This window comes from Gordonia sp. HS-NH1, from assembly GCF_001418765.1.
GTDB lineage: Bacteria > Actinomycetota > Actinomycetes > Mycobacteriales > Mycobacteriaceae > Gordonia.
The window spans coordinates 72,774-94,201 of record NZ_LIYC01000014.1 but is presented as its reverse complement, the minus strand read 5'-3'; the positions used below and the strand labels follow the sequence as shown (position 1 = coordinate 94,201).

17 protein-coding genes and 1 tRNA gene are annotated in these 21,428 nt (G+C 68.2%); 11 read left to right on the top strand and 7 right to left on the bottom strand.

The features are described 5' to 3' along the window. Positions 1-19: 19 nt before the first annotated feature. Positions 20-244 (bottom strand): hypothetical protein, encoded by a 225-nt coding sequence (locus AMD30_RS12250; protein WP_010843594.1) that lies wholly within the window; start codon positions 242-244, stop codon positions 20-22. An 82-nt stretch (positions 245-326) separates the two neighbouring features. Between AMD30_RS12250 and AMD30_RS12245 the strand changes: the two genes are divergently transcribed. Continuing rightward, a complete protein-coding gene (locus tag AMD30_RS12245) occupies positions 327-1,292 on the top strand; it encodes a GlxA family transcriptional regulator (RefSeq protein WP_010843593.1) in 966 nt (321 codons plus the stop codon). Between the two features lie 46 nt (positions 1,293-1,338). Here the strand turns inward: AMD30_RS12245 and AMD30_RS12240 are convergent. Further along, positions 1,339-1,414: transfer RNA gene (locus tag AMD30_RS12240), tRNA-Arg, on the bottom strand. Between the two features lie 77 nt (positions 1,415-1,491). Beyond that, positions 1,492-1,698, bottom strand: a complete 207-nt coding sequence (locus AMD30_RS12235; protein ID WP_152467788.1) for a hypothetical protein — start codon at positions 1,696-1,698, stop codon at positions 1,492-1,494. Between the two features lie 74 nt (positions 1,699-1,772). Between AMD30_RS12235 and AMD30_RS12230 the strand changes: the two genes are divergently transcribed. Both AMD30_RS12230 and AMD30_RS12225 read left to right on the top strand, forming a co-directional pair. Beyond that, entirely contained in the window at positions 1,773-4,295 is a 2,523-nt protein-coding gene (locus AMD30_RS12230) for a LuxR C-terminal-related transcriptional regulator (RefSeq protein ID WP_231632698.1), read from the top strand. 173 nt (positions 4,296-4,468) lie between these two features. Continuing rightward, a complete protein-coding gene (locus tag AMD30_RS12225) occupies positions 4,469-5,800 on the top strand; it encodes an acyltransferase (protein ID WP_055475824.1) in 1,332 nt (443 codons plus the stop codon). 7 nt (positions 5,801-5,807) lie between these two features. On the opposite strand, the gene AMD30_RS12220 is transcribed toward AMD30_RS12225, so the two are convergent. After that, entirely contained in the window at positions 5,808-7,031 is a 1,224-nt protein-coding gene (locus AMD30_RS12220; RefSeq protein WP_055475823.1) for an oxygenase MpaB family protein, read from the bottom strand. A 150-nt stretch (positions 7,032-7,181) separates the two neighbouring features. Between AMD30_RS12220 and AMD30_RS12215 the strand changes: the two genes are divergently transcribed. Together AMD30_RS12215 and AMD30_RS12210 are read left to right on the top strand one after the other, a co-directional pair. Beyond that, entirely contained in the window at positions 7,182-7,847 is a 666-nt protein-coding gene (locus AMD30_RS12215; RefSeq protein ID WP_055475822.1) for a TetR/AcrR family transcriptional regulator, read from the top strand. Positions 7,848-7,898: 51 nt separating this feature from the next. After that, entirely contained in the window at positions 7,899-9,512 is a 1,614-nt protein-coding gene (locus AMD30_RS12210) for an MFS transporter (RefSeq protein ID WP_055475821.1), read from the top strand. 10 nt (positions 9,513-9,522) lie between these two features. Here AMD30_RS12210 and AMD30_RS12205 read toward each other — a convergent pair whose 3' ends face one another. Then, entirely contained in the window at positions 9,523-9,969 is a 447-nt protein-coding gene (locus AMD30_RS12205; RefSeq protein WP_035717809.1) for an SRPBCC family protein, read from the bottom strand. Between the two features lie 178 nt (positions 9,970-10,147). On the opposite strand from AMD30_RS12205, the gene AMD30_RS12200 reads away from it, so the two are divergent. The 4 genes from AMD30_RS12200 to AMD30_RS12185 all read left to right on the top strand — a co-directional run bounded on the left by AMD30_RS12200 (position 10,148) and on the right by AMD30_RS12185 (position 15,975). Beyond that, positions 10,148-10,615, top strand: coding sequence for a MarR family winged helix-turn-helix transcriptional regulator (locus AMD30_RS12200; RefSeq protein ID WP_084817252.1), 468 nt, complete (start codon positions 10,148-10,150; stop codon positions 10,613-10,615). Between the two features lie 61 nt (positions 10,616-10,676). Then, the gene (locus AMD30_RS12195) at positions 10,677-11,576 is read left to right on the top strand and encodes an LLM class F420-dependent oxidoreductase (RefSeq protein WP_055475819.1); all 900 of its coding nucleotides are present in this window, start codon (positions 10,677-10,679) and stop codon (positions 11,574-11,576) included. A gap of 66 nt (positions 11,577-11,642) precedes the next feature. Continuing rightward, entirely contained in the window at positions 11,643-13,604 is a 1,962-nt protein-coding gene (locus tag AMD30_RS12190; RefSeq protein WP_055475818.1) for a gamma-glutamyltransferase family protein, read from the top strand. A 199-nt stretch (positions 13,605-13,803) separates the two neighbouring features. Next, positions 13,804-15,975: a glutamine synthetase III family protein gene (locus AMD30_RS12185; RefSeq protein WP_055475817.1), complete on the top strand. Its 2,172-nt coding sequence runs from the start codon at positions 13,804-13,806 to the stop codon at positions 15,973-15,975. 113 nt (positions 15,976-16,088) lie between these two features. Here AMD30_RS12185 and AMD30_RS12180 read toward each other — a convergent pair whose 3' ends face one another. After that, complete coding sequence (locus AMD30_RS12180; protein ID WP_055475842.1) at positions 16,089-16,985, bottom strand: SDR family NAD(P)-dependent oxidoreductase; 897 nt, start codon at positions 16,983-16,985, stop codon at positions 16,089-16,091. Between the two features lie 49 nt (positions 16,986-17,034). Next, positions 17,035-18,630, bottom strand: coding sequence for a PucR family transcriptional regulator (locus AMD30_RS12175; RefSeq protein WP_055475816.1), 1,596 nt, complete (start codon positions 18,628-18,630; stop codon positions 17,035-17,037). Positions 18,631-18,704: 74 nt separating this feature from the next. Here AMD30_RS12175 and pruA point away from each other — a divergent pair, with 74 nt between their 5' ends. Both pruA and AMD30_RS12165 read left to right on the top strand, forming a co-directional pair. Next, positions 18,705-20,351 carry an L-glutamate gamma-semialdehyde dehydrogenase gene (gene pruA / locus AMD30_RS12170; RefSeq protein WP_055475815.1) on the top strand — a complete coding sequence of 549 codons (1,647 nt, stop codon included), beginning with the start codon at positions 18,705-18,707 and terminating at the stop codon, positions 20,349-20,351. Next, positions 20,351-21,301 carry a proline dehydrogenase family protein gene (locus AMD30_RS12165; RefSeq protein ID WP_055475814.1) on the top strand — a complete coding sequence of 317 codons (951 nt, stop codon included), beginning with the start codon at positions 20,351-20,353 and terminating at the stop codon, positions 21,299-21,301. The genes pruA and AMD30_RS12165 overlap by 1 nt, the downstream gene beginning before the upstream one ends. The last annotated feature ends 127 nt before the right edge of the window (positions 21,302-21,428 follow it).

Sequence of the window (21,428 nt, the reverse complement as noted above, 5' to 3'; positions counted from 1 at the left end):
TAGCGCAACGGCCGAGGCGTCAGACGAGCTTGTCGTACCGGCGGGTGAGGATGCTGAGTTCCGCGGCCACCCGCTCGGAGTCGGGGCCGTAGGGGCGCCTGGAATCGCGGGTGAACCAGTCGGCGATCCGCTGGCCCGGCGTCCGCTGGCCGGCCGGGGTCCGACGCGCGGTGAGAGTCAGCACCCCGGCGGTGCCGGCGACCGAAGCGATGACGACGAGTGCGAGAACAAAGATGAGTGTCATGGCAGTTATCCTGCGCCCACTATGTTCCCGCCAACAGTGGCAGCAAAGCCATTGTTCGCAAATTATCTGCCATACTGGGTTGGTGTTGAAATCCGTCGGCGTCCTCCTCTACGGACGCGTCGCACTGTTCGAGTTCGGTGTCGTCCACGAGGTGTTCGGCCTCGATCGCACCGACGACGGCGTCCCGGCCTTCGATTTCCGGGTCGCGTCGCCGGAACCGGGATCGTCACTCGGCGTGGGCCACGGGGTCTCGCTCCAGGTGTCGCACACCCTCGCCGAGTGCCGTGACGTCGATCTGGTCGTGATCCCCGGGGGAAGCATCAGCGGCAACTACCCCGACGAGATCCTGGACACCATCCGCACGGTCGTCGACGGCGGCGGCCGAGTGCTCACCGTCTGTTCGGGCGCCTTCGTCGCGGGTGCGGCCGGCCTCCTCGACGACCGCCGGTGCACGACCCACTGGCGTTACGGCACCGACCTCGCGCGCATGTTCCCGCGCGCCCAGGTCGACACCGACGTCCTCTTCGTCGACGACGGCCCCGTCACCACGAGCGCGGGCACCGCCGCGGGGATAGACGCATCGCTGCACCTGGTCCGGGAGGCCTGGGGACCGGCCGTCGCCAACCGGATCGCGCGGCGGATGGTCGTGCCACCGCACCGCGACGGCGGTCAGCGTCAGTTCGTCGAGGCACCCGTACCGGCATGCACCGACGAGGGGTTCGGCACGCTGCTCGCCTGGATGACGGCGAACCTCGACCGAGACATCAGCATCGACGACATGGCGACCCGCATGCACATGTCGGGACGGACCTTCGCGCGACGGTTCGTCGACGAGGTCGGGATCTCGCCTCGCCGCTGGCTGACCGAGCAGCGCGTGCTGTCGGCGAAGAACCTGCTGGAGTCGACCACCGCGAGCGTCGACGAGGTGGCGCGGCGGGTCGGTTTCACGTCGGCGACGCTGCTGCGTCACCACTTCGCCGCGAGCGTCGGTGTCTCGCCGCTGGTCTACCGCCGGCGGTTCGCGAAGTCCGCTGCTGCGGAGACATAGCCGAGACCGCGCCCCGCGCGGCCACGAGCTGCGAAACCGGCCTGGTTGGTGCCCTCGGTAGGATTCGAACCTACGACCTACCCTTTAGGAGAGGGTTGCTCTATCCCCTGAGCTACGAAGGCGCGCCGCGCAAGGCTTGTCGGCGCGGCTCCCGACAGCCGGAGTCTACGCGAGCGGCATCCGCCGTCGACGACGTGCCTCAGATGGTGAAGATCGTGTAGTTGGTCCCCTGCCGCCGATTCTGCGCGCGCACCCGCCCCACCAGCACGACGGCCACACCCCCTGCCACGACGGCGCACACCCCCGCGGCGATCGCCGACGGCCCGCTGTTCCAGGTGAGGGCCAGCCCGGCTCCGAGAATGCAGCCGAGTGAACAGAGCGCTGCACAGATCATGAGTATCGCCATGTTTTGCATGTGATCACCCTCGAGCACACCGGACCACGAGTCATGATCAATGATTGATCAACCGGAAATCAGTCATGGAAACGCCACCGGAGGTGAGCCCCGACCATGATCACCGATCGTCGAGCGGTGGCGTACACAACCACTCCTTTGTGGCGCTGCTCGACGCCGACGGTCACCCGATCCCGATGCGCCCCACCGCACAACGCGCCCTCACGCTGCTGCTCCGACACCGCCACACCGGGCTGAGCCCCGAGGACCTCGCCGCCGGGATCTGGCCTCTGGACATGCCGGAGCACCCGGACGCCGCAGTGCGGACCGTCCTCAGCCGTCTGCGCCGCCACCTCCCCGCGGACTGTCTCCGCCGGACCCCCGCCGGCATCTGCCTCACCGGCCTGTCCGGGCCCGGCCACGTTCCACCACCGTTCGTCGGCCGCGATGCCGAAGTCCACGAGCTCACCCGGATGCTCGACACCCACGACGGGGTGTTGGTCACCGGGCCGTTCGGTGTCGGCAAGTCCCGACTTCTCGCGGAACTGTCCTCTCCTGACTCCGGTCGACGCTCGTGGCGCCGCGAGGTCGTGACCCTCCCGTCGTCACTCCCCGCGCTGCACGCCCGCTTCGGTGCCGAGGACCCCGTCGATGCCCTCCGGCATGCCCTGACCGCAGGAGGAGACCTCCCGACCCTCGTGGTCGTCGACGACATCCATCGCGCAGACCCGGCCGTCCTGGAGTTCCTGATGGCGCTGACCGACCTGGGACCGACCCGACTGCTCGGTGCCGCCATCACAGAAAACGCTGTGCCGGAATCGATCACCAAACTCCTGCGGACGAACCGGTGGGCCGGGTTCACGCTCGGGCCGCTGGACGACGCGGCATCGGCCGTGCTGGGTCACCTCGTCGGCGCACGAGCCGGCGTCGGTCAAGCGGGCGGAAACCCGGAGCTGATCTGTTCGCTCGCACGCGCGGACGACCCCGGGGACGGAATCGCCGAAACCGTTCGGCGCCGACTGTCCGGTCTACCCCGAGAGTGCTCGGAGGCTCTCGCGCTCGTCGTGGTCGCCGGAATGCTCGATTGGGAATGCGTCGCCCGACTCGGCAGTCACGAGGCGATCGTCACCCTGGAGGATCACGAGTTCGTGACCACCGACGCGACCGGCGCCCGGGCCGCGTCCGCACTGGTCGCCGCTGCGGTCGAGCGGTCGATGACCCCCGCGCGTCGTCGCCGGCTGGCCGAACTACTCCACGCGGCCGCGACGACGCCCGTGATGCGCGCGTCGTGGGGCCTCGACCTCGGACAACCGGTGAGCACCGCCGACCTGCTGGCCGCCGGCGCTTTTCACCTGCGGTCTGGTGATCCCGACTCCGCCGAACGGTTCGCCGCCACCGCCTGGAAGTCGGATCCGAGCGCCGAGGCCGGGTTCGCCTGGGCCCGAGCTCTCGCGCTGGGCACTCGATCCAGCCCTGAGATCACTTCCCGGCTCGCGCAAGTGCGAGCCCAGCTACCGTTCGACACACCCGCGATCGCCGTCGCTGCGGCTGTCTCGACCTTCCTGAAGGGCGCCGACCCCGACGCCGCGCGGCAGGAGCTACGAACGATCCCGGGACCGCACCAACCGCTCGGACGAGTTGTCGAAGCCCTGATCGACACGTACACAGGCCGGCCCGACGCCGAGACACCCTGGCGTGTGTTGCAGGACAACGACGACCCGATCGTTCGCGGCGCCGCGTGGGCGACGTGGTTCCTCGCTTCTGACCTGGCAGCGGACCCGAACATCGGCGCCCTCCTCCCGGACTCCGACCGAGCAGAGGACGAAGGGTTGTCGGTCGCGCAACTTCACGCGATGCGGGCCCGCGCACTGCTCTCGAAGGACGATCCGGGGGCCGCGAAGCGCGAACTCGGACTCGCCGCGTCGACGACGCCGCTGGGCGACCTGCGGATGCGTGCATGGCTGGCGACCATCCGTTCCGAGATCCATTTTCGCGCGGCCGATTTCGACGCGGCCGCGACGTCGGGCACCCGCGCGGCCGAGCTTCTCGCCCGAAGCGGACACCGCAGCGACGAACGTATCGCCAAGCACTGGCTGGCGATAACCCTCGCCGCTTCGGGTGACCTCGACGGCGCCGGCGTCATGCTGGCCGACGCCGAGCGCTTGCCCTCGGCCGCGGTGATCGGCGACCATCACGGCGACGCGGCCCGCGCACTCATCGAGTGGGATCGTGGACGGGCCGAGGCTGCCGCCGCGTGCATCGCGACCGGATACGACCGGATCGCGCGACACTCCGTGGCGGACGATCTGTCGCTGTCGGTGGTCGCCGCGCTGGTGTCTGGGGACGACAACCCTTTCCGCACGGCCACCCCCGCCGCGGTCCGCGAGCGGATCGTGCGACAGCTACGCGAAGCGAGAAGTCCGGAACCGTCGGCCGCCGGCCTGACCGGTCGCGAACTCGAGATCTTGCGTCTGTACGCCCGACGCCGCACGGCAGCGGAGATAGCCGCCGAACTCGGCCTTGCCCCCACGACGGTGCGCAACCACGTGGCGCGCGGATTCCGGAAGCTCGGCATCGGCAGTCGGCGGGACATCCCCGATGGCTTGTGACGTCGGTGGCAGAACCAAAGGCGAGCATCGGGGGGTCGGATCGAGAACCGGACATTGCTGCCTGTGATCGTCGCCACTCGAGACACCCCGGCGCTGGGGTTGATGCCCGTTCCTGTCCGTACACTGCTTACCGCATACGTTCCACCGTTTCACCCGGGGAGGTCTTTTCGTTGGTGCACGCGGCATCAGGATCGGCGCGCACCGCCGACGACGACGAGACCACAGCCACCGCTGCCGAGACGCCGGGCCCCGCCGCCGCACCCCGTCCCGCCGAGTCGGGCCCTCCCCCGGCTGCGACCAAGCCGCGTGGACGAGCGCACACCGCCGATTTCGTCCGAGTCGTGCTGTTCACGTTCGTGGTCGTCGCACACAGCGTCAACGCCATCAACGGCGGGGTCGACGAGATCCGCGGGGCGAATCTGGTGGGCACCCTGTGCCACCTGACGCGATACGGCTTCGTGGCGGTGACGCTGTATGTCCTCGTGCTGAGCATGCAGGGCCGGGAGATGTCGCCGTGGCAGTTCTGGCGGCGCCGCTTCGGGCTGGTGGTCGGCCCCTACCTCGCCTGGACGCTGATCTACACGGTCACCGATCACCTCATCCTCGCGGACAACCCGTTCCCACCCGCCCGTGAGATGCTGCCCCGGCTCGCGCACGACCTCCTCGTGGGCGAGGGCAAGTATCAGCTGTACTTCCTGCTGATCTCGATGCAGATCTACCTGTTCTTCCCGCTGATCTCCTGGATCTTCGAGCGCGGCCGCAACCGCCCGTGGTTGTTGCTGGCCGGCGGGACCGCGATCCAGCTCCTGGTGTTCGTCGTCTACCAGTACCTCCCGAGACCTTCCGGCCACGCGTGGGACGTCGCCTACCAGCACATGTGGAAGACGCTCCCGATGTATGCGCTCTTCGTCGCGATGGGCGTACTGGCCGCGCAGCACCGCGAGGCCGTCGACCGCTGGCTCCGCGAGCACATGGCCACCGTCGTTCTGGTCGCGGCGGGCTGCGCGGCGTTCAGCGTCGCGGGCTACCTGCTGGCCACGTCGCCGGGCAATGTGCCGTGGAAGGCCAACACGGCCTGGAACCCGGTATCGCTGCCCTGGTACATCGGCGGCTTCGCCCTGTTGTGGCTGATCGGCCTGGTCTGGGACGACCGACGCGCCGCCGGCCGACCGGCCGGCGGACGGCTGGTGTCGCAGGCCACCTTGCGCGCGTTCGGTGTCTTCGCGGTTCACCCGCTGATCCTCGACATCCTGGGCCGCGTCGGATTCCTCAGCGGACTCTTCGACTGGTTCCCGCATTCGGCGGTCCTGCGCTCGATCATCTTGATCGCCCTGGTGCTCGCGGCATCACTGGCGCTGGTCGACCTCCTCCTGCGCCTGCCGTTCAGCAAATGGCTGACCGCCCGGCCCCGCATCCCCCTGTTGCCGAAGCGGAACAAGAAGGAGCAGGACCGGGCGGTGGAAGTCGGAGAGCCGGCGGGGGCTGAGAAGGTGTCCGCCGACTAGGTGTGGGCTACTTGTACTTCGGGTTGTTGATCACCGGGATCTCGATGTTGATCGGCATCCGCAGTTCGGACATGTAGAAGAGGACGAACTGGCGGAGGAACTCGTCGAACAGCCAGTACGCCTCGCGTGGCATGCCGACGTTGAGCAGGCCTTCGCGGATCTGCACGTACGGACCCCATGCCGTCTCGAGCAGCGGGCTCCACACGGGCTCGCGCGGGATCTGGTACCAGTTCGCCACCTGGTCGCCGAGCACGAACCTCGTGAGGGCTCCCAGGACGCCGCGCGAGATCAGCGAGAGATCGAGGTTCATGCCGAGATCGAGCAGCATGTCCGCGAGCTTGCGACCCTCGGGGGTCGGCGCCAGGATCGGATCGAGCACCTGTTGCGCCTGCGAGTCGGCGGCGGCCCATGACGCCGGGATGTACTCGTCCGAGACGCCCAACAGGCGAGCGGTGATCTGCCACGAGTGCAGGAATCCGGCGGATTCGTCGGCGGCGATGGGGACGTTCCACTTGTCGAAGTTGCGCATGACCGTCGTCGGCAGGCTGTGCCAGGTGACCATGATGTCGGCCTGGCTGATCGGCTTCTTCTCCGTCGCCCCGTGCACCCAGTGGGGCGACTGCGGCAGGAGGTGCCGCACTCCCGCGTGGGCCAGACGTGTCTTGACGCACGTCACGACCATCTCGCCGCCGGGTTGGTAGGCGTTGAGCGATCCGATGTCGTAACCGAGCTTCGCGGTCTTGGTGATGCGGTCCTTGAGGTCCCACCCACCTTTCGAGTAGTAGACCGCACGGGCCTCACGTGGGATGACGGTGCTCATCATGCCGCTGGCGAAGCCGTACAGGACACCGAGGTATGTTCCGCGCTTCTGGTTGAAACGAACAGCGTCGGCCAGCTTGGCCTGATCCGTCCACGACGGCAGCTGCCGCGCGTGCTCCATGAAGTCGCGCAGTTCCGAGGGCAGGCCGGCCGGCAGTGGCTGCGAGTTGCGATGCCACGTGCGCAGCAGTCGGTTGACGTTGTGCACCTGCCCACTGTCGATGACCTTGGCGACCACCGGATCCGCCTCGTCGTCCCACACCTGGCGAGGATCCGCACCACGACCGCGACCGGGCACCGAATTCGCCGGTGACCACGTCCACGGCGTCGTCTGCGAGAGCGCCGCCACCGCTCCGGCAGCACCGACGGCACCTCCGGCGCGTATCAGATTTCGTCTGTTCAGATCTTCCATGACCCCGTCCCATCACTTCCATGTATCAATGTGACAAACAACGTATCCTTGTATCATTGTTACCACCAGGTGGTCCAGGACACACCTGTTTCGCCGATTTTGCGATCATGGAAGCTCATGCCGTCATCATGAGTAGAAGGGGGTGACCAGGTGACCACGCAGCCGTCCGGCACTTCGCTGTCGAGCTCACTTCTCCAGCGCGCATTCCTCGAGTCCTCGACACCGTCGGAGGAGGCGGCCGATCCCACCGCCGAGCGCCTCCTCGACGCGGCCTTCGAACTGTTCTGCCGGCTGGGCGTCCAACGCACTCCGATGGAGAAGGTCGCGAAGAGCGCAGGCGTCACCAGAGTCACCCTGTACCGCAAGTTCGCCACCAAGGACGCGCTCGTCGACCAGGTGGTGCTGCGCGAGTTCCGCCGCTACTTCGACCGCTTCCGTGCGGAGATCCCCCGTGCCGACACCGTCGCCGACCGCGTGGTCCTCGGATTCGTCGGCTCGTTGCGGGCCATCTCCGGCAACCCGCTGATCGGTGAGATCAACGACGCCGAACCGAGCATGCTCATCGAATCGATGATCGGCGGGGACGGCAAGCTGCTCGCGACCGTCCAGCACTTCGTCGCCGCACAGCTGCGTCGAGAGCAGTTGGCGGGCAACATCTCCGACCTGCTCGACGTCGACCTCGTGGCCGAGATGATGGTCCGCGTGTCGGCGTCGTTCCTGACCGTGCCCAGCCGCGTCGTCGACATCACCGACGATGCCCAGCTCGCCACGGTGGCGCGTCAGTTCCTCGTGCCGATGCTCAATCCCGCGCAGTGACGGGCCGAAGCTGCAAAGATCAGAGCGCTCACCACATCTGAGGAGACTGCCGTGCGCTCATGGTCTGTGATCATCATCCTGGCTGTCTCACAGTTCGTCATGGTGCTCGACAGCACCGTGATGAACGTGTCGATCTCGGTGGTGGCCGACGACCTCGGGACCTCGATCACCGGCATGCAGGCCGCGATTACCTTCTACGCGCTGACGATGGCCGCCTTCATGCTGACCGGCGGCAAGCTCGGCGACCTGATGGGCCGGGCACGAGCTTTCAAGATCGGTGCCGTCATCTACGGCATCGGCTCGCTGACCACGGCGCTGAGCCCCAACCTGCCCGTTCTGCTGATCGGCTGGTCACTGGTCGAGGGGCTGGGTGCGGTTCTCGTCATCCCCGCGATCGCCTCACTGGCCGCCATCAACTACACCGGCAAGGCGCGTGTCACCGCATTCTCGATCCTGGGCGCGGTCACCGGGCTGGCCGCCGCGGTCGGCCCGCTGCTCGGCGGGGTGATGACCACCTACCTGTCGTGGCGCTACGTGTTCGTCGCCGAGACCGTCGTGATGGTGGCGGTCCTGTTCGCGGCCAAACTGATTCGTGATGTACCCCGTGACCCGAGCGTGCGCATCGACCCGCTGAGCGTCCTGGCATCCGCCGGTGGCCTGGCGCTCGTCGTCTACGGCGTCCTGCAGTCGAAGACGTGGGGTTGGTTGAAGCCGCAGCACCCACCTGAGTTCGGCGGCAACGAGATCGCTCCCCTCGGTGTCTCGCCCGTCGCATACCTGCTCTTGCTCGGGGTCGTCGTCCTCTGGCTGTTCGTCCTGCGCCAACGTGCCCTCGCCGACTCCGGCAGGCAACCGCTGCTGCGCATCGAATTGTTCCGGATCGCCGCACTGCGCAGCGGGCTCGGCGGCTTCCTCGCCCAGTACTTCGCGATCGCCGCGCTCTTCTTCGTGGTCCCGGTGTACCTGCAGACGATGCTCGGACGCGACGCCCTGCAGACCGGAGTGAAGATCCTGCCGCTCTCGGTGGGCCTCGTCATCTTCTCGATACTCGGATCCTGGCTCACCGCACGACGATCCGCCCGATTCATCGCGCGCGGCGGGCAGATCACGATGGCTCTCGGGACACTTCTGATCATCGCCTCGGTGGGCACCGACCTGCGCAGCGCCGCCTTCGCCGCGGGCATGTTCGTCGTGGGCGCGGGCTTCGGATTACTCGCCTCACAACTGGGCAACGTCAACATGTCCGCCGTCGAGGAGAAGGACACCTCCGAAGTCGGGGGCCTGCAGGGCACCTTCCAGAACCTGGGTTCGTCGTTCGGCACCGCGGTCGCGGGTTCGGTCTTCCTGCTCATGCTCTCGTCGGGCTTCGTGTCGGCGGTGAGCGAGTCCGAGACCCTCTCACCCGATGACCAGCAACGTGTGGTCGCGGCCGTGGACGATGCAGGCGTACCCATCATCTCCGCCGACGAGGCCCGAACCCTCGTCCTCGACGCGGGTGGCTCGCCGGACGCCGCGCAAACGGTGTCCCAGGTCTACGCGGAGTCGCAGATCGCGGCCCTGCAGCAGGCCTTGTTCGTCGTGTTCGGCCTTCTCGTCCTGGCGTTGCTGTTCTCGCGCCACCTGCCCAACCGGATACCCGAGCCCGCCGATGTGGAGGCCGGCTGAACCGGCGAGATCAGCCGGTGGCGCGGACCTTCTTGCCGATGGTGGTCTCGGTCTGCCGGACCGCCTGTGCGGCAAACGGTCCCACGACCTTGCCGAGCAGTTTGCCCGCCATGCCGCCCGGCAACGTGTAGGTGAATTCCACGTCCATGTCGGTGGCCGAACCGCCGTCGGCGTCGGCGAAGCGCCACGTGGTGTTCGCCGCGAATCCCTCGATCGCCTCCAACGTGATCAGCTCGTTCTCGACGTATTCGGTGCACTTGACGACCGAATTCAGCGTCTTGGGCCCCACCTCCATCGACACCGCGAACGTCGCACCGAGTCCGCTCGTCTGGTCGGTCGTGGGTTCGAAGCGGGTGACGCCGAAGAGGTATTCGCTGACGTTCTGATAGCCGTCGACGTAGCTGAACACCTTCTCGCGCGGCCCGTCGATCCTCGCCTGATGCCGTACCACTCCCACGATTCTCCCCGTTCGTCTCGTTCGGCCGACCGTGCCGGCGCGGCCCTGCCGTCGACCCTATGCGGTGGGCGCGCACCGTCGGAGCCAACACGCGCCGGCTGACGATGGTGAGACGGGCGCCCGGCGACGGGCACCGTGGAATGCGCCATTTATCTAGCGTGCTAGTATCTAGCACACTATGTCAAAGCACCCTTCGGGCCAAGCAGCCGAGGCGGACGGCCCTGGCCAGGGCGGGCTCGGTGAGCAGCTGTCGTTCGCGCTACACGGCGCGGCGAATCGGGTTGTCCGCCTTCACAAGCCGTTGCTGGCACCGATGGGTCTGACGTTTCCGCAGTACCTGGCGGTCCTGGCCCTGTTGGACTCGTCGCCGCAGACGGTGGGAACACTCGGTACCCGCCTCGACATGGACACCGGAACCATCACCCCGCTGGTCAAGCGCCTCGAGGCGGCAGGCATGGTCACCCGAGTACGGGACCCCCACGACGATCGACGGGTCCTGGTCGATCTGACCGGCCGCGCTCGCGAACTCGAACCGCAGATCCGCGGCGTCTCCGACCGGATCAGAGCCGCATGCCGACTCACGACGGCCGGCATGGATGAGCTCCGACAGACCCTCGAGGACCTCGCCCACCCCCTGGATGACTGATCGCGCGGCGCAGCACCACCACTGGTCGTCGCGTTCCACCTCCGACCGAAAGCGACAACACATGACCGACCACACCGCACAGGCCGATTTTCCCAGCCGCATCGGCGTCTGGTTCAACGGCGAACCCTGGCCGATCCGCGACGCCCAAGCCATCGCCCGCGACATCGAGGCCATGGGCTTCGGCTCCCTGTTCATGCCCGAAGGCGGCGGAAAAGACTCCCTGGTGCAATCAGCCGCCTATCTCGCCGCCACGGATCGACTCGTCATCGGCACCGGGATCGCCAACATCCACTTCCGCATCCCCACACCCGCCGAAACCGGGGCACGAACCCTCGCGGCACTCCATCCCGGACGGTTCGTCCTCGGACTCGGAGTCAGCCACGCACCCTTCGTCGAGAAGAACATGCAAGGCGCCTACGGCAAACCACTGTCGACGATGCGCACCTATCTCGAGCGGATGAACTCGGTTCCGGCCGACATCGAACAAGGCGCCCGGCCCGTCCGACTACTGGCCGCACTCGGCCCCAAGATGATCGAACTCTCCGGCGAACTGGCCGACGGCGCCCACCCCTACCTCGTCACACCGGAACACACCGCGACCACCCGGAACATCCTCGGCCCCGACAAATGGGTCGTCTCCGAACAAGCAGTCGCCATCGGCGGAAACGAACAAGACCAACTACGCCGCGCCCACGCCCACGTGGGGTTCTACACCCCCCTGACCAACTATCGAAACTCCTGGCTGCGACAGGGTTTCGACGAAACCGACCTGATCCCCGGTGGTTCCGACCGCCTGGTCCGGGCCCTCGTCGGCATGGGAACAGCCGAACACGCCGCCGCTTCGGTCACCGCCCACCTCGACGCCGGCGCCGATCACGTCGTCGTGCAAATCCTCGGCGACGGCCCCTCATCGGACCCACGGCCCGCACTGCGGGAACTGGCCACCGCACTACAGCTCTGACCCAGCGTCCGGGGCGGCGCACAGGTTTCGTGCCTGCCCGGTGATCTGGGTGCGTACGCTTGGTCGATGACGCCCCGTCGCGGAATCTCACTGGTGGTGCGAGCTCTGGCCGTGGTGACGGCCACCGCTCTGCTGACGACCGCCTGCGGCGGCGATCCGGCCGAGCCGGGAGCGAGTCCGGTGACCTGCGCCGAGATCCCCAACGGGGAGATGATCGAAGCCCAGGCCGTGTCCGCCGCACCCACCGACATCGCCACCAGACCTGAGGTGGCTTCGGGGTTTCGCACGGGGATGAGACCCGTCGTCACCGAAACCTACGCGGCGGCAACCGCGAATCCGCTCGCCACCCGTGCGGCCTGCGAGGTCCTGCGCGACGGTGGCACCGCCGCCGACGCCCTGGTCACCGCGCAGCTGGTGCTCGGCCTCGTCGAGCCGCAGTCCTCCGGCATCGGTGGTGGCGCCTTCGCGCTCTACTACGACGCGGCGTCGAAGAGTGTGCGGGCCTTCGACGGTCGCGAGACGGCGCCGGCCGCCGCCACCGAGACCTACCTGACCCGGATCAGCCCGGACGATCCCGCACCGCCGGTACCGAGTGCCCGCGCCTCGGGTCGGTCCATCGGCGTGCCGGGCGTGCTCCGGATGCTCGAGATGGTCCACGGCGAATTCGGCGGCCACGCATGGCGAGACCTGTTCGATCCCGCAGTACAGCTGGCCGACAACGGTTTCGACATCAGTCCGCGGCTCGCGACCGCGATCGCCGCGTCGGCGGCCGAACTCGCCGTCGACGCGGATACACGCGCGTACTTCCTGTCCGCCGACGGCACGGCCAAGCCGGCCGGCACCCGGCTCGTCAACCCGGCGTACTCGAAGACGCTCGGCGCGCTGGCGACCGACGGCGCCGGAGCCATGTACGACGGGCCGCTCGCCCAGGCCATCGTCGCCGAGGCCGGCAGCACCGAGGGCGGCATGACACCGAGCCTCATGACCGTGCAAGACCTTCGCGACTACCGTGCGATCGTGCGGGAACCGGTCGTCACGACGTATCGCGGACGAGAGATCGTCGCGATGCCCGGACCGTCGTCGGGCGGGATCGCCGTGGCGTCGGCGCTGGGCATCCTGGCGAACTTCGACCTCCCGTCGATGCCGCCGACCGATGTCGACACCGACGGCGGACGTCCCGACCCGGCCGCCGTCCACCTCGTCACCGAGGCCGAGCGCCTCGCCTACGCCGATCGCGACAAGTACGTCGCCGACCCCGATTTCGTCCCGCTGCCCGGGCGCGGGGTGGCGACCATCCTCGACCCGGCCTATCTGCGGTCGCGAGCGGCGCTCATCAAGCCCGAGTCCTCACTCGGCGAGGCGCCGGCGGGCGACCTCGGTCCGGTACCCCTCGGGTCGTATGCCGGCCCCGAACACGGGACCAGCCACATCACCGTCGCCGACCGCTACGGCAACGTCGCCACGATGACCACCACGATCGAATCCGCTTTCGGCAGTTACCACATGGTCGACGGCTTCCTCCTCAACAACCAGCTGACCGACTTCTCCGCAGAGCCCCGGGATGACGCCGGCGCATTGCTCGCCAACCGGGTGTCACCCGGCAAGCGGCCGCGGTCGTCGATGGCGCCGACGCTCGTCCTGCAGCCCGGCACCGACGGGGCCCCGGCCGAGGTGGTCGCCGCCCTCGGCTCGCCCGGCGGGTCGGTGATCATCCAGTTCGTGATCAAGACGATCGTCGGGATGCTGGACTGGGGCCTCGATCCCCAGCAGGCCGTGTCGATGATCGACTTCGGCTCGGCCAACACCCCGACGTCGAACGTCGGCGGCGAGCACCCGCTCGTAGACACCGCCGACGACGGCGCCGACGATCCGCTCGTCCGAGGCCTACGCGAACGCGGCGCCGAGGTCTCGGTGGAAGAGCAGTCGAGCGGACTCAGCGCGTTGCTCCGCCAGGACGGCGGCTGGATCGGCGGCGCGGATCCGCGTCGCGAGGGTGCCGTGATGGGCGACGACGCGACGCTGCGATAGCCCGTCCCGGCCGCGGACGCCGGGACCGACGCTGCCTCAACCGGGTTCCGACCACTAGTTTTCCTCAGCGTCACATGGGTGCAATCGGACGCATACACCCAGCTCATAGCGTCGAGTCGCTCGCATCTGCGACACCGGCGTAGCGACGTCGTCGTGCGACCCCCGCGCACGTGGGGGCCGAGATCATCCAGGAGTATCCATGAGTGGCAGCATGTCCCGCCGGCAGGCGATCGAGGCCGTGACGACCTACGACGTGTCGGCGCCCGGTTTCGCCGAACCGCTGGCAGACACGTTCGGGCGCAACGTGTTCAGCTTGTCGGTGATGAAGAAGCGGCTGCCCAAGCACGTCTTCAAGGCGGTCGCCGCGACCATCGACACCGGCTGCGCACTCGACCCCACCCTCGCCGACTACGTCGCGGTGGCGATGAAGGACTGGGCCATCGAGAGGGGCGCCACCCACTACGCCCACGTCTTCTATCCGCTCACCGGGTTCACAGCCGAGAAGCACGACTCGTTCCTCGAACCCGACTCCACCGGCGCGTCCCTCGCCGAGTTCGCGGGCAAGACCTTGATGCAGGGCGAGCCCGACGCGTCGAGCTTCCCCAACGGCGGCCTGCGCGGGACCTTCGAAGCCCGCGGCTACACCGGCTGGGACGTCACCAGTCCCGCCTACCTCCTGGAGAACCCGAACGGCAACACCCTCTGCATCCCGACGATCTTCATCTCGTGGACCGGCGAGGCCCTCGACAAGAAGACCCCGCTGCTGCGCAGCCAGCAGGCCATGAGCAAGCAGGCGATGAGGTTGCTCCGGCTGTTCGGGCACGACGACGTCGACACCGTGGTGTCCTACGCCGGCGCCGAGCAGGAGTACTTCCTGATCGACGAGCACTTCTTCTACGCGCGACCGGATCTCATGACCTGCAACCGGACCCTGTTCGGCGCCCCGCCGTCGAAGGGGCAGGAGTTCGACGACCACTACTTCGGCGCCATCCCGGAACGCGTGCTGTCCTTCATGATCGAACTCGACCGCGAGTTGTTCAAACAGGGGATCCCGGCGAAGACGCGACACAACGAGGTCGCACCCGGCCAGTTCGAGATCGCGCCGGTCTTCGAACGGTCGGTTCTCGCGCACGACCATCAGCAACTGATGATGACCACGATGAAGGCCGTCGCCGAGAAGTACGGCATGAAGTGTCTGCTGCACGAGAAGCCGTTCTCCGGCGTCAACGGTTCGGGCAAGCACGTCAACTTCTCGCTCGGCAACAGCAATCAGGGCAACCTGCTCAACCCGGGCGAGACCCCGCACGAGAACATGCAGTTCCTGACCTTCTGCGGCGCGATCATCCGCTCGGTGCATCTCTACGGCGGACTCCTGCGGGCCGCGGTCGCCTCGGCATCGAACGACCACCGGCTCGGCGCCAACGAGGCTCCGCCGGCGATCATCTCGATCTTCCTCGGCGAACAGCTGATGGACGTGTTCGAGCAGATCGCCAAGGGCGGCGCCACCGGCTCCAAGGCCGCGGGGGTCATCGAGCTGGGCGTCGACACGCTCCCGCCCCTCAAGGCCGATCCGGGTGATCGCAACCGCACCAGCCCGTTCGCGTTCACCGGCAACCGGTTCGAGTACCGCGCACCGGGTTCCAACCAGTCGATCTCCGATCCGATGGTCGCCATCAACACGATCCTCGCCGACTCACTCGACGTCATCGCCGCGGACCTCGAGAAGCTCCTCGCCGATGGACTCGACCTCGCCGACGCCGTCCAGAAGGTGTTGCAGGAGATCGTGAACTCGCACGGAGCGGTCATCTTCAACGGCAACGGCTACTCCGACGAATGGCAGGAAGAGGCGGCCGCCCGCGGGCTGAAGAACCTGCGGACGACGGTCGACGCGGTCACGGAGTACACCTCCCCGGAGGTGATCGAGATCTTCCAGAGATACGGCGTGCTGTCGGCCCGCGAGCTCGAGGCCCGTGAGGACGTCATCTTCGAGTACTACGCGTTGACGCTGCTCGTCGAGGCCAAGGAGACCGCGGAGATCGCCAAGACCATGATCATGCCGGCGGCGATCCGCTACCAGGGTGAGCTGGCAGGCACCGCGGCATCGCTCAAGATGGCCGGGATCGAAGCTCCCACACCGCTGCTCGAGGAACTGACCGGGCTGATCAGCTCCCTCCACGACGGGTTGGCGACGCTGGATGCCGGCATCGCCGGGATGCACGGCGAGTCCACCTTCGACGAGTCGAAGTACGCGCTGGAGACGCTGATCCCGGCCATGGCCGCGGTCCGCGAGGTCGCCGACACGCTCGAATCCATCGTGGCCGACGATCTGTGGCCGCTGCCGACCTACAACGAGATGCTCACGATCCTCTAGACGCACGTCACCGGATCCGGATGATCTCGTGCCCGGTCTCCGGGTACGAGATCATCCGGATCACCGGTTCACCGGACGCGCGGTGACAGCGCCGCGACGAGACACTCCTCCGCTCACCCCAGTGGCCACCGGGTGCCGGTGAGAGTCTCGGCCTCGGTCCAGAGGCGGCCCGCCAGTTCGTAGTCGCACGCGGTGCGGGCTCGGCCCGACAGCACCGGCCGGCCGCGCAGTCCCCACAGCCCGTCGACCCCCACGTAGCTGCCCGGCGGGACCGGTTCGGTCAGGCAGTGCAGCGTGGGTGCCGCACCGGCGTCGAGGTCGTTACCGACCACCCCCGCGAGCCCCTGGGCCACCCGGTGCAGAGCTCCCAGCCCCGGCTTGTTCGAGATGTTCGACGCCGCCCAGCCCGGGTCGGTGAGCATCGAGGTCACCGGTGACCCGACGTCGCGCAACCGTCGGTCGAGTTCCAGACCCCAGAGCATGACCGCGAGCTTGGAACCGGTGTAGGCCCGCGGCGCCGACCAGCGAGTGCGCCGATATTCGAGATCGGCGGGGTCGATGCGCGCGCGACGATGGCCTTCGGAACCCACGGACACGACGTGTCTGCTGATGCGCGGCAGCAGGAGATTGGTCAGTGCGAACGGTCCGAGGAAGTTGGTGCCCATACCCAGTTCGAACCCGTCCGGTGTCGTCCTGCGCTGGTGGGGAAACATCCCGGCGTTGTTGACGAGCGCATCGACGGGACCGTCGAGTTCCGCGACGAACGCCCGGACCGAGGCTAGGTCGGCGAGATCTAGCCGCAGCACCTCGCAGTCGCCACCGAATTCCCGTGCGCGCCGGGCGCCGAGGTCGGTGTCGCGCACGGCCAGCACCACCCGCACACCGGCCCGGGCGAGCGCGCCGGCGGTGGCCAACCCGATGCCGTTGGTGGCACCGGTGACGACGACCCGCGAACCGGCCAGGTCGGACAGGGACTTCGACGAGGAAGGCATGGACGCCACGGTACCCATCGGATGTCCGGTGCCGGGGCGGTCCGGAGTCCCTCCTGCGTCCCGGCTCTCACCGGGCACGCAGCGACAGCGCCACGACGAGACGTGTCGACGGGTCGTCGAGATCCATCCCGGTGAGCGCCTGTATCCGACGTATGCGGTAGCGCAACGTGTTCGGGTGGACGTGCAGTGCCGCGGCCGCCGCACGGACGTCTCCGAAATGGTCGAGGTAGGCGCGCAGCGAAGCCGTGAAATCGCTGCCGCTGCGGGCGTCGAGATCCGCGAGGCCGGTGACCCGGCTGTCGACGAGATCAGGGTTCTCCGAGAGCAATCCGATGATCTCACCCAACAGCACACCGGTGCGGGATCGTTCGACGGTGGTGACGGCGTCGATCAGGTCGGCTTCCCGGTCCGCGGCGTCGAGGACGCGGTCGATGGAGAGCCGCAGATCGGTTGCGCCGGAGATGTTGTCGGGTCCCGCGACCACGGCGCGCGCCGGCAGGTTGAACTGACGGTCGGCGGCGTCGACGGCGGCCCGGGCCCAGGAGACGGCGTCGTCGAGCGCGACGCCGGGCAGCACGACATAGGCGCGGTCCCCGATGGTGACCGTCACCGAGGGCGGACTGAATGCGCTGGCGTGCAACATGAGTGCCGACACCTGGCCCCCGCGGACGCCGTCGGGAGTCGTGAAACCCACGATCGTCGCCGCGGCCGTCGGGTCGATGCCGAGCTGGGCGGCGAGATGATCCGTGTCGACCGGTTCTCCGCCCACGCCGAGGAGTCGCCGGACCCGCTCATCGTGGTCGGAGCCGGCGGAACGACGCCGCGCGATCACCCGGGCAGCCACCGCTCCGGCGCCGACGAGGACCTCGTCGGTGTCGCGAGCAAGCGGACGCGACCCCTCCTGCAACCAGACGACGCCCAGCATGACGTCGGCAGAACCGGTCTGCCGGCCCGATGCCGGACGGATGGCGATCGCGCGACGCGGCCGTAGTCCCAGGTCGGCGCGTGCGTCGACCCTCACGACGCCGGCGGACTTCCGCAGCGCGTCCATCACGCCCCAGTCCCGCAGCCACGCCAGCATCTCCGGTGGTCCCTCGCGCCCCAGGATCGACAGCCGGCGCAACTCGTCGGCCTCCTCGCCCGCCGAGCTGTAGGCCAGGACGTGAGCGTGCTCGTCCTCGACGCTCACCAGACCACCGGTCCGCCGGGCGACCTCCGCCGCGAGCTGGAACAGGTCACCGGTGTTCCCCGACTCCATGGACTCGCCGTCGACCGTCGCGGCGCGCCCGGCGTCGAGCACGCGGGTGACGAGGTTGTAGATGCGTTCCCAGCGTGCGTGCGGGTCGATGGCGATGACCGCGACCCCCAGGCGTTCGGCGAGACCGATCAGGGTGCTACTCGGGTTCTTGGTCAGAACGGCGACCGGCCGGTGTGCGCCGAGCCCGGCGAGCCATTCGACACCGACCTCGTCGGCGAGCCCGACGAGCAGGAACACCTCGGCCGAGCGCGCGGCGCGCCCCAGTCCGTAGTGGATGTCGTCGGTGTCGACCATGGCCAGCGTCGACACCGGGGCGTCCAGCCCGCGCGGAGACGAGACCAAGGTCGCCACGGTCTGGTCGAGGGCGAGGACCAGCCGCCCGAGCGCGATACCGACCTTGTCCATGTGGACAATCCTACGGCGCGGAGCTTTGCCGATCGGCCATATCGCGACGTCGCGATGGACGGTGCACTGGAGCCATGGATGCCATCACCACTCCCCCTCGACCGTCCAATGAACCCGTCCACAGCTATGCCCCCGGTTCGCCCGAGCGCGCCCGCATCGTCGACGAGCTGGCGCGACAGTCCCATGCCGGCCGGCGCGAGTTCCCGCACATCATCGGTGGTCACCTGAGCCTCGGTGCGGGCGAACAGATCGATGTCGTCCAGCCTCATGCGCACCGCGAGGTCCTCGGTTTCATCACCACCGCCACGCACGACGACGCCCGCGCCGCGGTCGATTCGGCCCGCGCCGCCGCCGACGACTGGGCGCACACCGGCTTCGACGACCGAGCGGCGGTCATCCTGCGCGCCGCCGAACTGCTGGCCGGGCCGTGGCGCGAGCGGATCGCGGCGGCGACGATGCTCGGTCAGTCGAAGTCGGTGCAGCAGGCCGAGATCGACGCCCCGTGCGAGCTCGTCGACTTCTGGCGGTTCAATGTCGCCTTCGCCCGCGAGATACTCGCCGAACAACCGGAGTCGTCACCGGGAGTGTGGAATCGGCTCGACCACCGCCCGCTGGATGGGTTCGTCTACGCCGTGACCCCGTTCAACTTCACCGCGATCGCCGCGAACCTGCCCACCGCTCCGGTCCTGATGGGCAATACCGTCGTGTGGAAACCATCGCCCACGCAGGCTTATTCGGCACAGCTGATCATGGCTCTGCTCGAGGCCGCCGGACTGCCACCCGGCGTGATCAACCTCGTGCACGGCGACGGCGCGGCCGTCTCGGATGTGGTGCTCGCCGACCGGGATCTGGCCGGCATCCACTTCACCGGGTCGACGCGGACGTTCCGTCACCTGTGGCGCGAGGTGGGCGCCAACATCGAGCACTACCGGAACTATCCCCGCCTCGTCGGCGAGACCGGCGGCAAGGACTTCATCGTCGCGCATGCCTCGGCCGAACCGCATGCCCTGCGAACGGCATTGTCCCGCGGCGCCTTCGAGTACCAGGGACAGAAGTGTTCGGCAGCATCGCGGGCCTACATCGCACGATCGGTGTGGGACCGGATGGGCGACGAGTTCCTGGGCGAGGCCGCCGAACTCACCTACGGAGATGTCCGCGACCTGACGAACTTCGGTGGTGCGGTGATCGATCGGCGCGCGTTCGACAAGCAGGTCGCGGCGATCGACCGCGCCAAGTCGTCGGCGTCGCTGACCGTCGCGGTCGGCGGCGACTGCGACGACACCGAGGGATTCTTCGTCCGGCCCACCGTGCTGCTGTCCGACGACCCGACCGACGAGGCGTTCGCGACGGAGTACTTCGGTCCCATCCTCGCCGTCCATGTCTACGACGACGCGGACTACGAGAGCATTCTCGGGCTGGTGGATTCGACGGCGCAGTACGCACTGACCGGCTCCATCATGGCCACCGACGTCGCCGCTGTCGCGCTGGCGTCCGATCGTCTGCGCAACGCGGCGGGCAACTTCTACGTCAACGACAAACCGACCGGCGCGGTGGTCGGACAGCAGCCCTTCGGCGGGGGCCGGGCGTCGGGCACCAACGACAAGGCCGGATCGAAGCAGAACCTGATGCGGTGGACGTCCACCCGGACGATCAAGGAGACCTTCACCCCGCCCACCACGTCGACGTACCCGCACATGGTGGCCGACTGGACGGGGATCTGATGGGTTCCGTCTTCGACACCGTGTTGCGGCCGGCGATCGTTGCGGCGTCGCGCAGCGAACGGATCAGGGACGCGTCCCAGCGATGGTCGGTGACCGAGAAGGTCGTCCGCCGGTTCGTCCCGGGCGAATCGATCGCCGCCGCGATGAGCGCGGTCGAGAGCGAAGTCGACGACGGGATCGCGGTGACGGTCGACTTCCTGGGCGAGGACACCGTCGACGAATCCCAGGCCGACGCGACGGTGGGTGCGTATCTCGCACTGCTCGAGTCGATGTCCGGGCTCGGTGCGACAACTCCCGGATCGCTCGAGGTGTCGCTGAAGCTCACCGCGGTGGGTTTGGGTCTGCCGGAGCACGGCGCGAAGATCGCCGAGGAGAACGCGCGGACGATCGTCGAGGCGGCCGACGGGCTGGGCGTCCTGGTCACCGTCGACGCCGAGAGCCACGCCACCGTCGACCAGCGGCTGGCGATCGTGCGGTCGTTGCGTCACGACTTCCCGGACACCGGCACCGTGCTGCAGGCCTGCCTGCGTCGCACCGAGGACGACTGCGCCGAGTTCGCGTCGTCGGAAGCCCGAATCCGGTTGTGCAAGGGCGCCTACGCCGAACCGGCCGCGGTCGCCTTCGTCGAACGCCGACAGGTCGACGACAACTACCTGCGCTGCCTCCGGGTGCTGATGAAGGGGTCCGGATATCCGATGGTCGCCACCCACGACCCCACGATGATCGACGCCGCGGCGATCCTCGCCGGCGAGTTCGGACGGTCCCCGGACACGTGGGAACACCAGATGCTCTACGGGATTCGCGTCGACGAGCAGCATCGCCTGGCCGACGCCGGCGCGCGGGTCCGGGTGTACATCCCCTATGGCGAGCAGTGGTACGGCTACCTCGTCCGCCGCCTCGCCGAGCGGCCGGCCAACCTCGGGTTCTTTCTCCGCGCCCTGGCCGGGTGAGTCGGTCATCCGTCGACCGTGCGTCCCTTTTCGTTGACTGTGCATCGCTTTTCGTCGACCGTGCGCCGATTTTCGTCGACTGTGCGCCCTTTTCGTTCACTGTGCGCTCGCGGTCCGCCACTGGGCC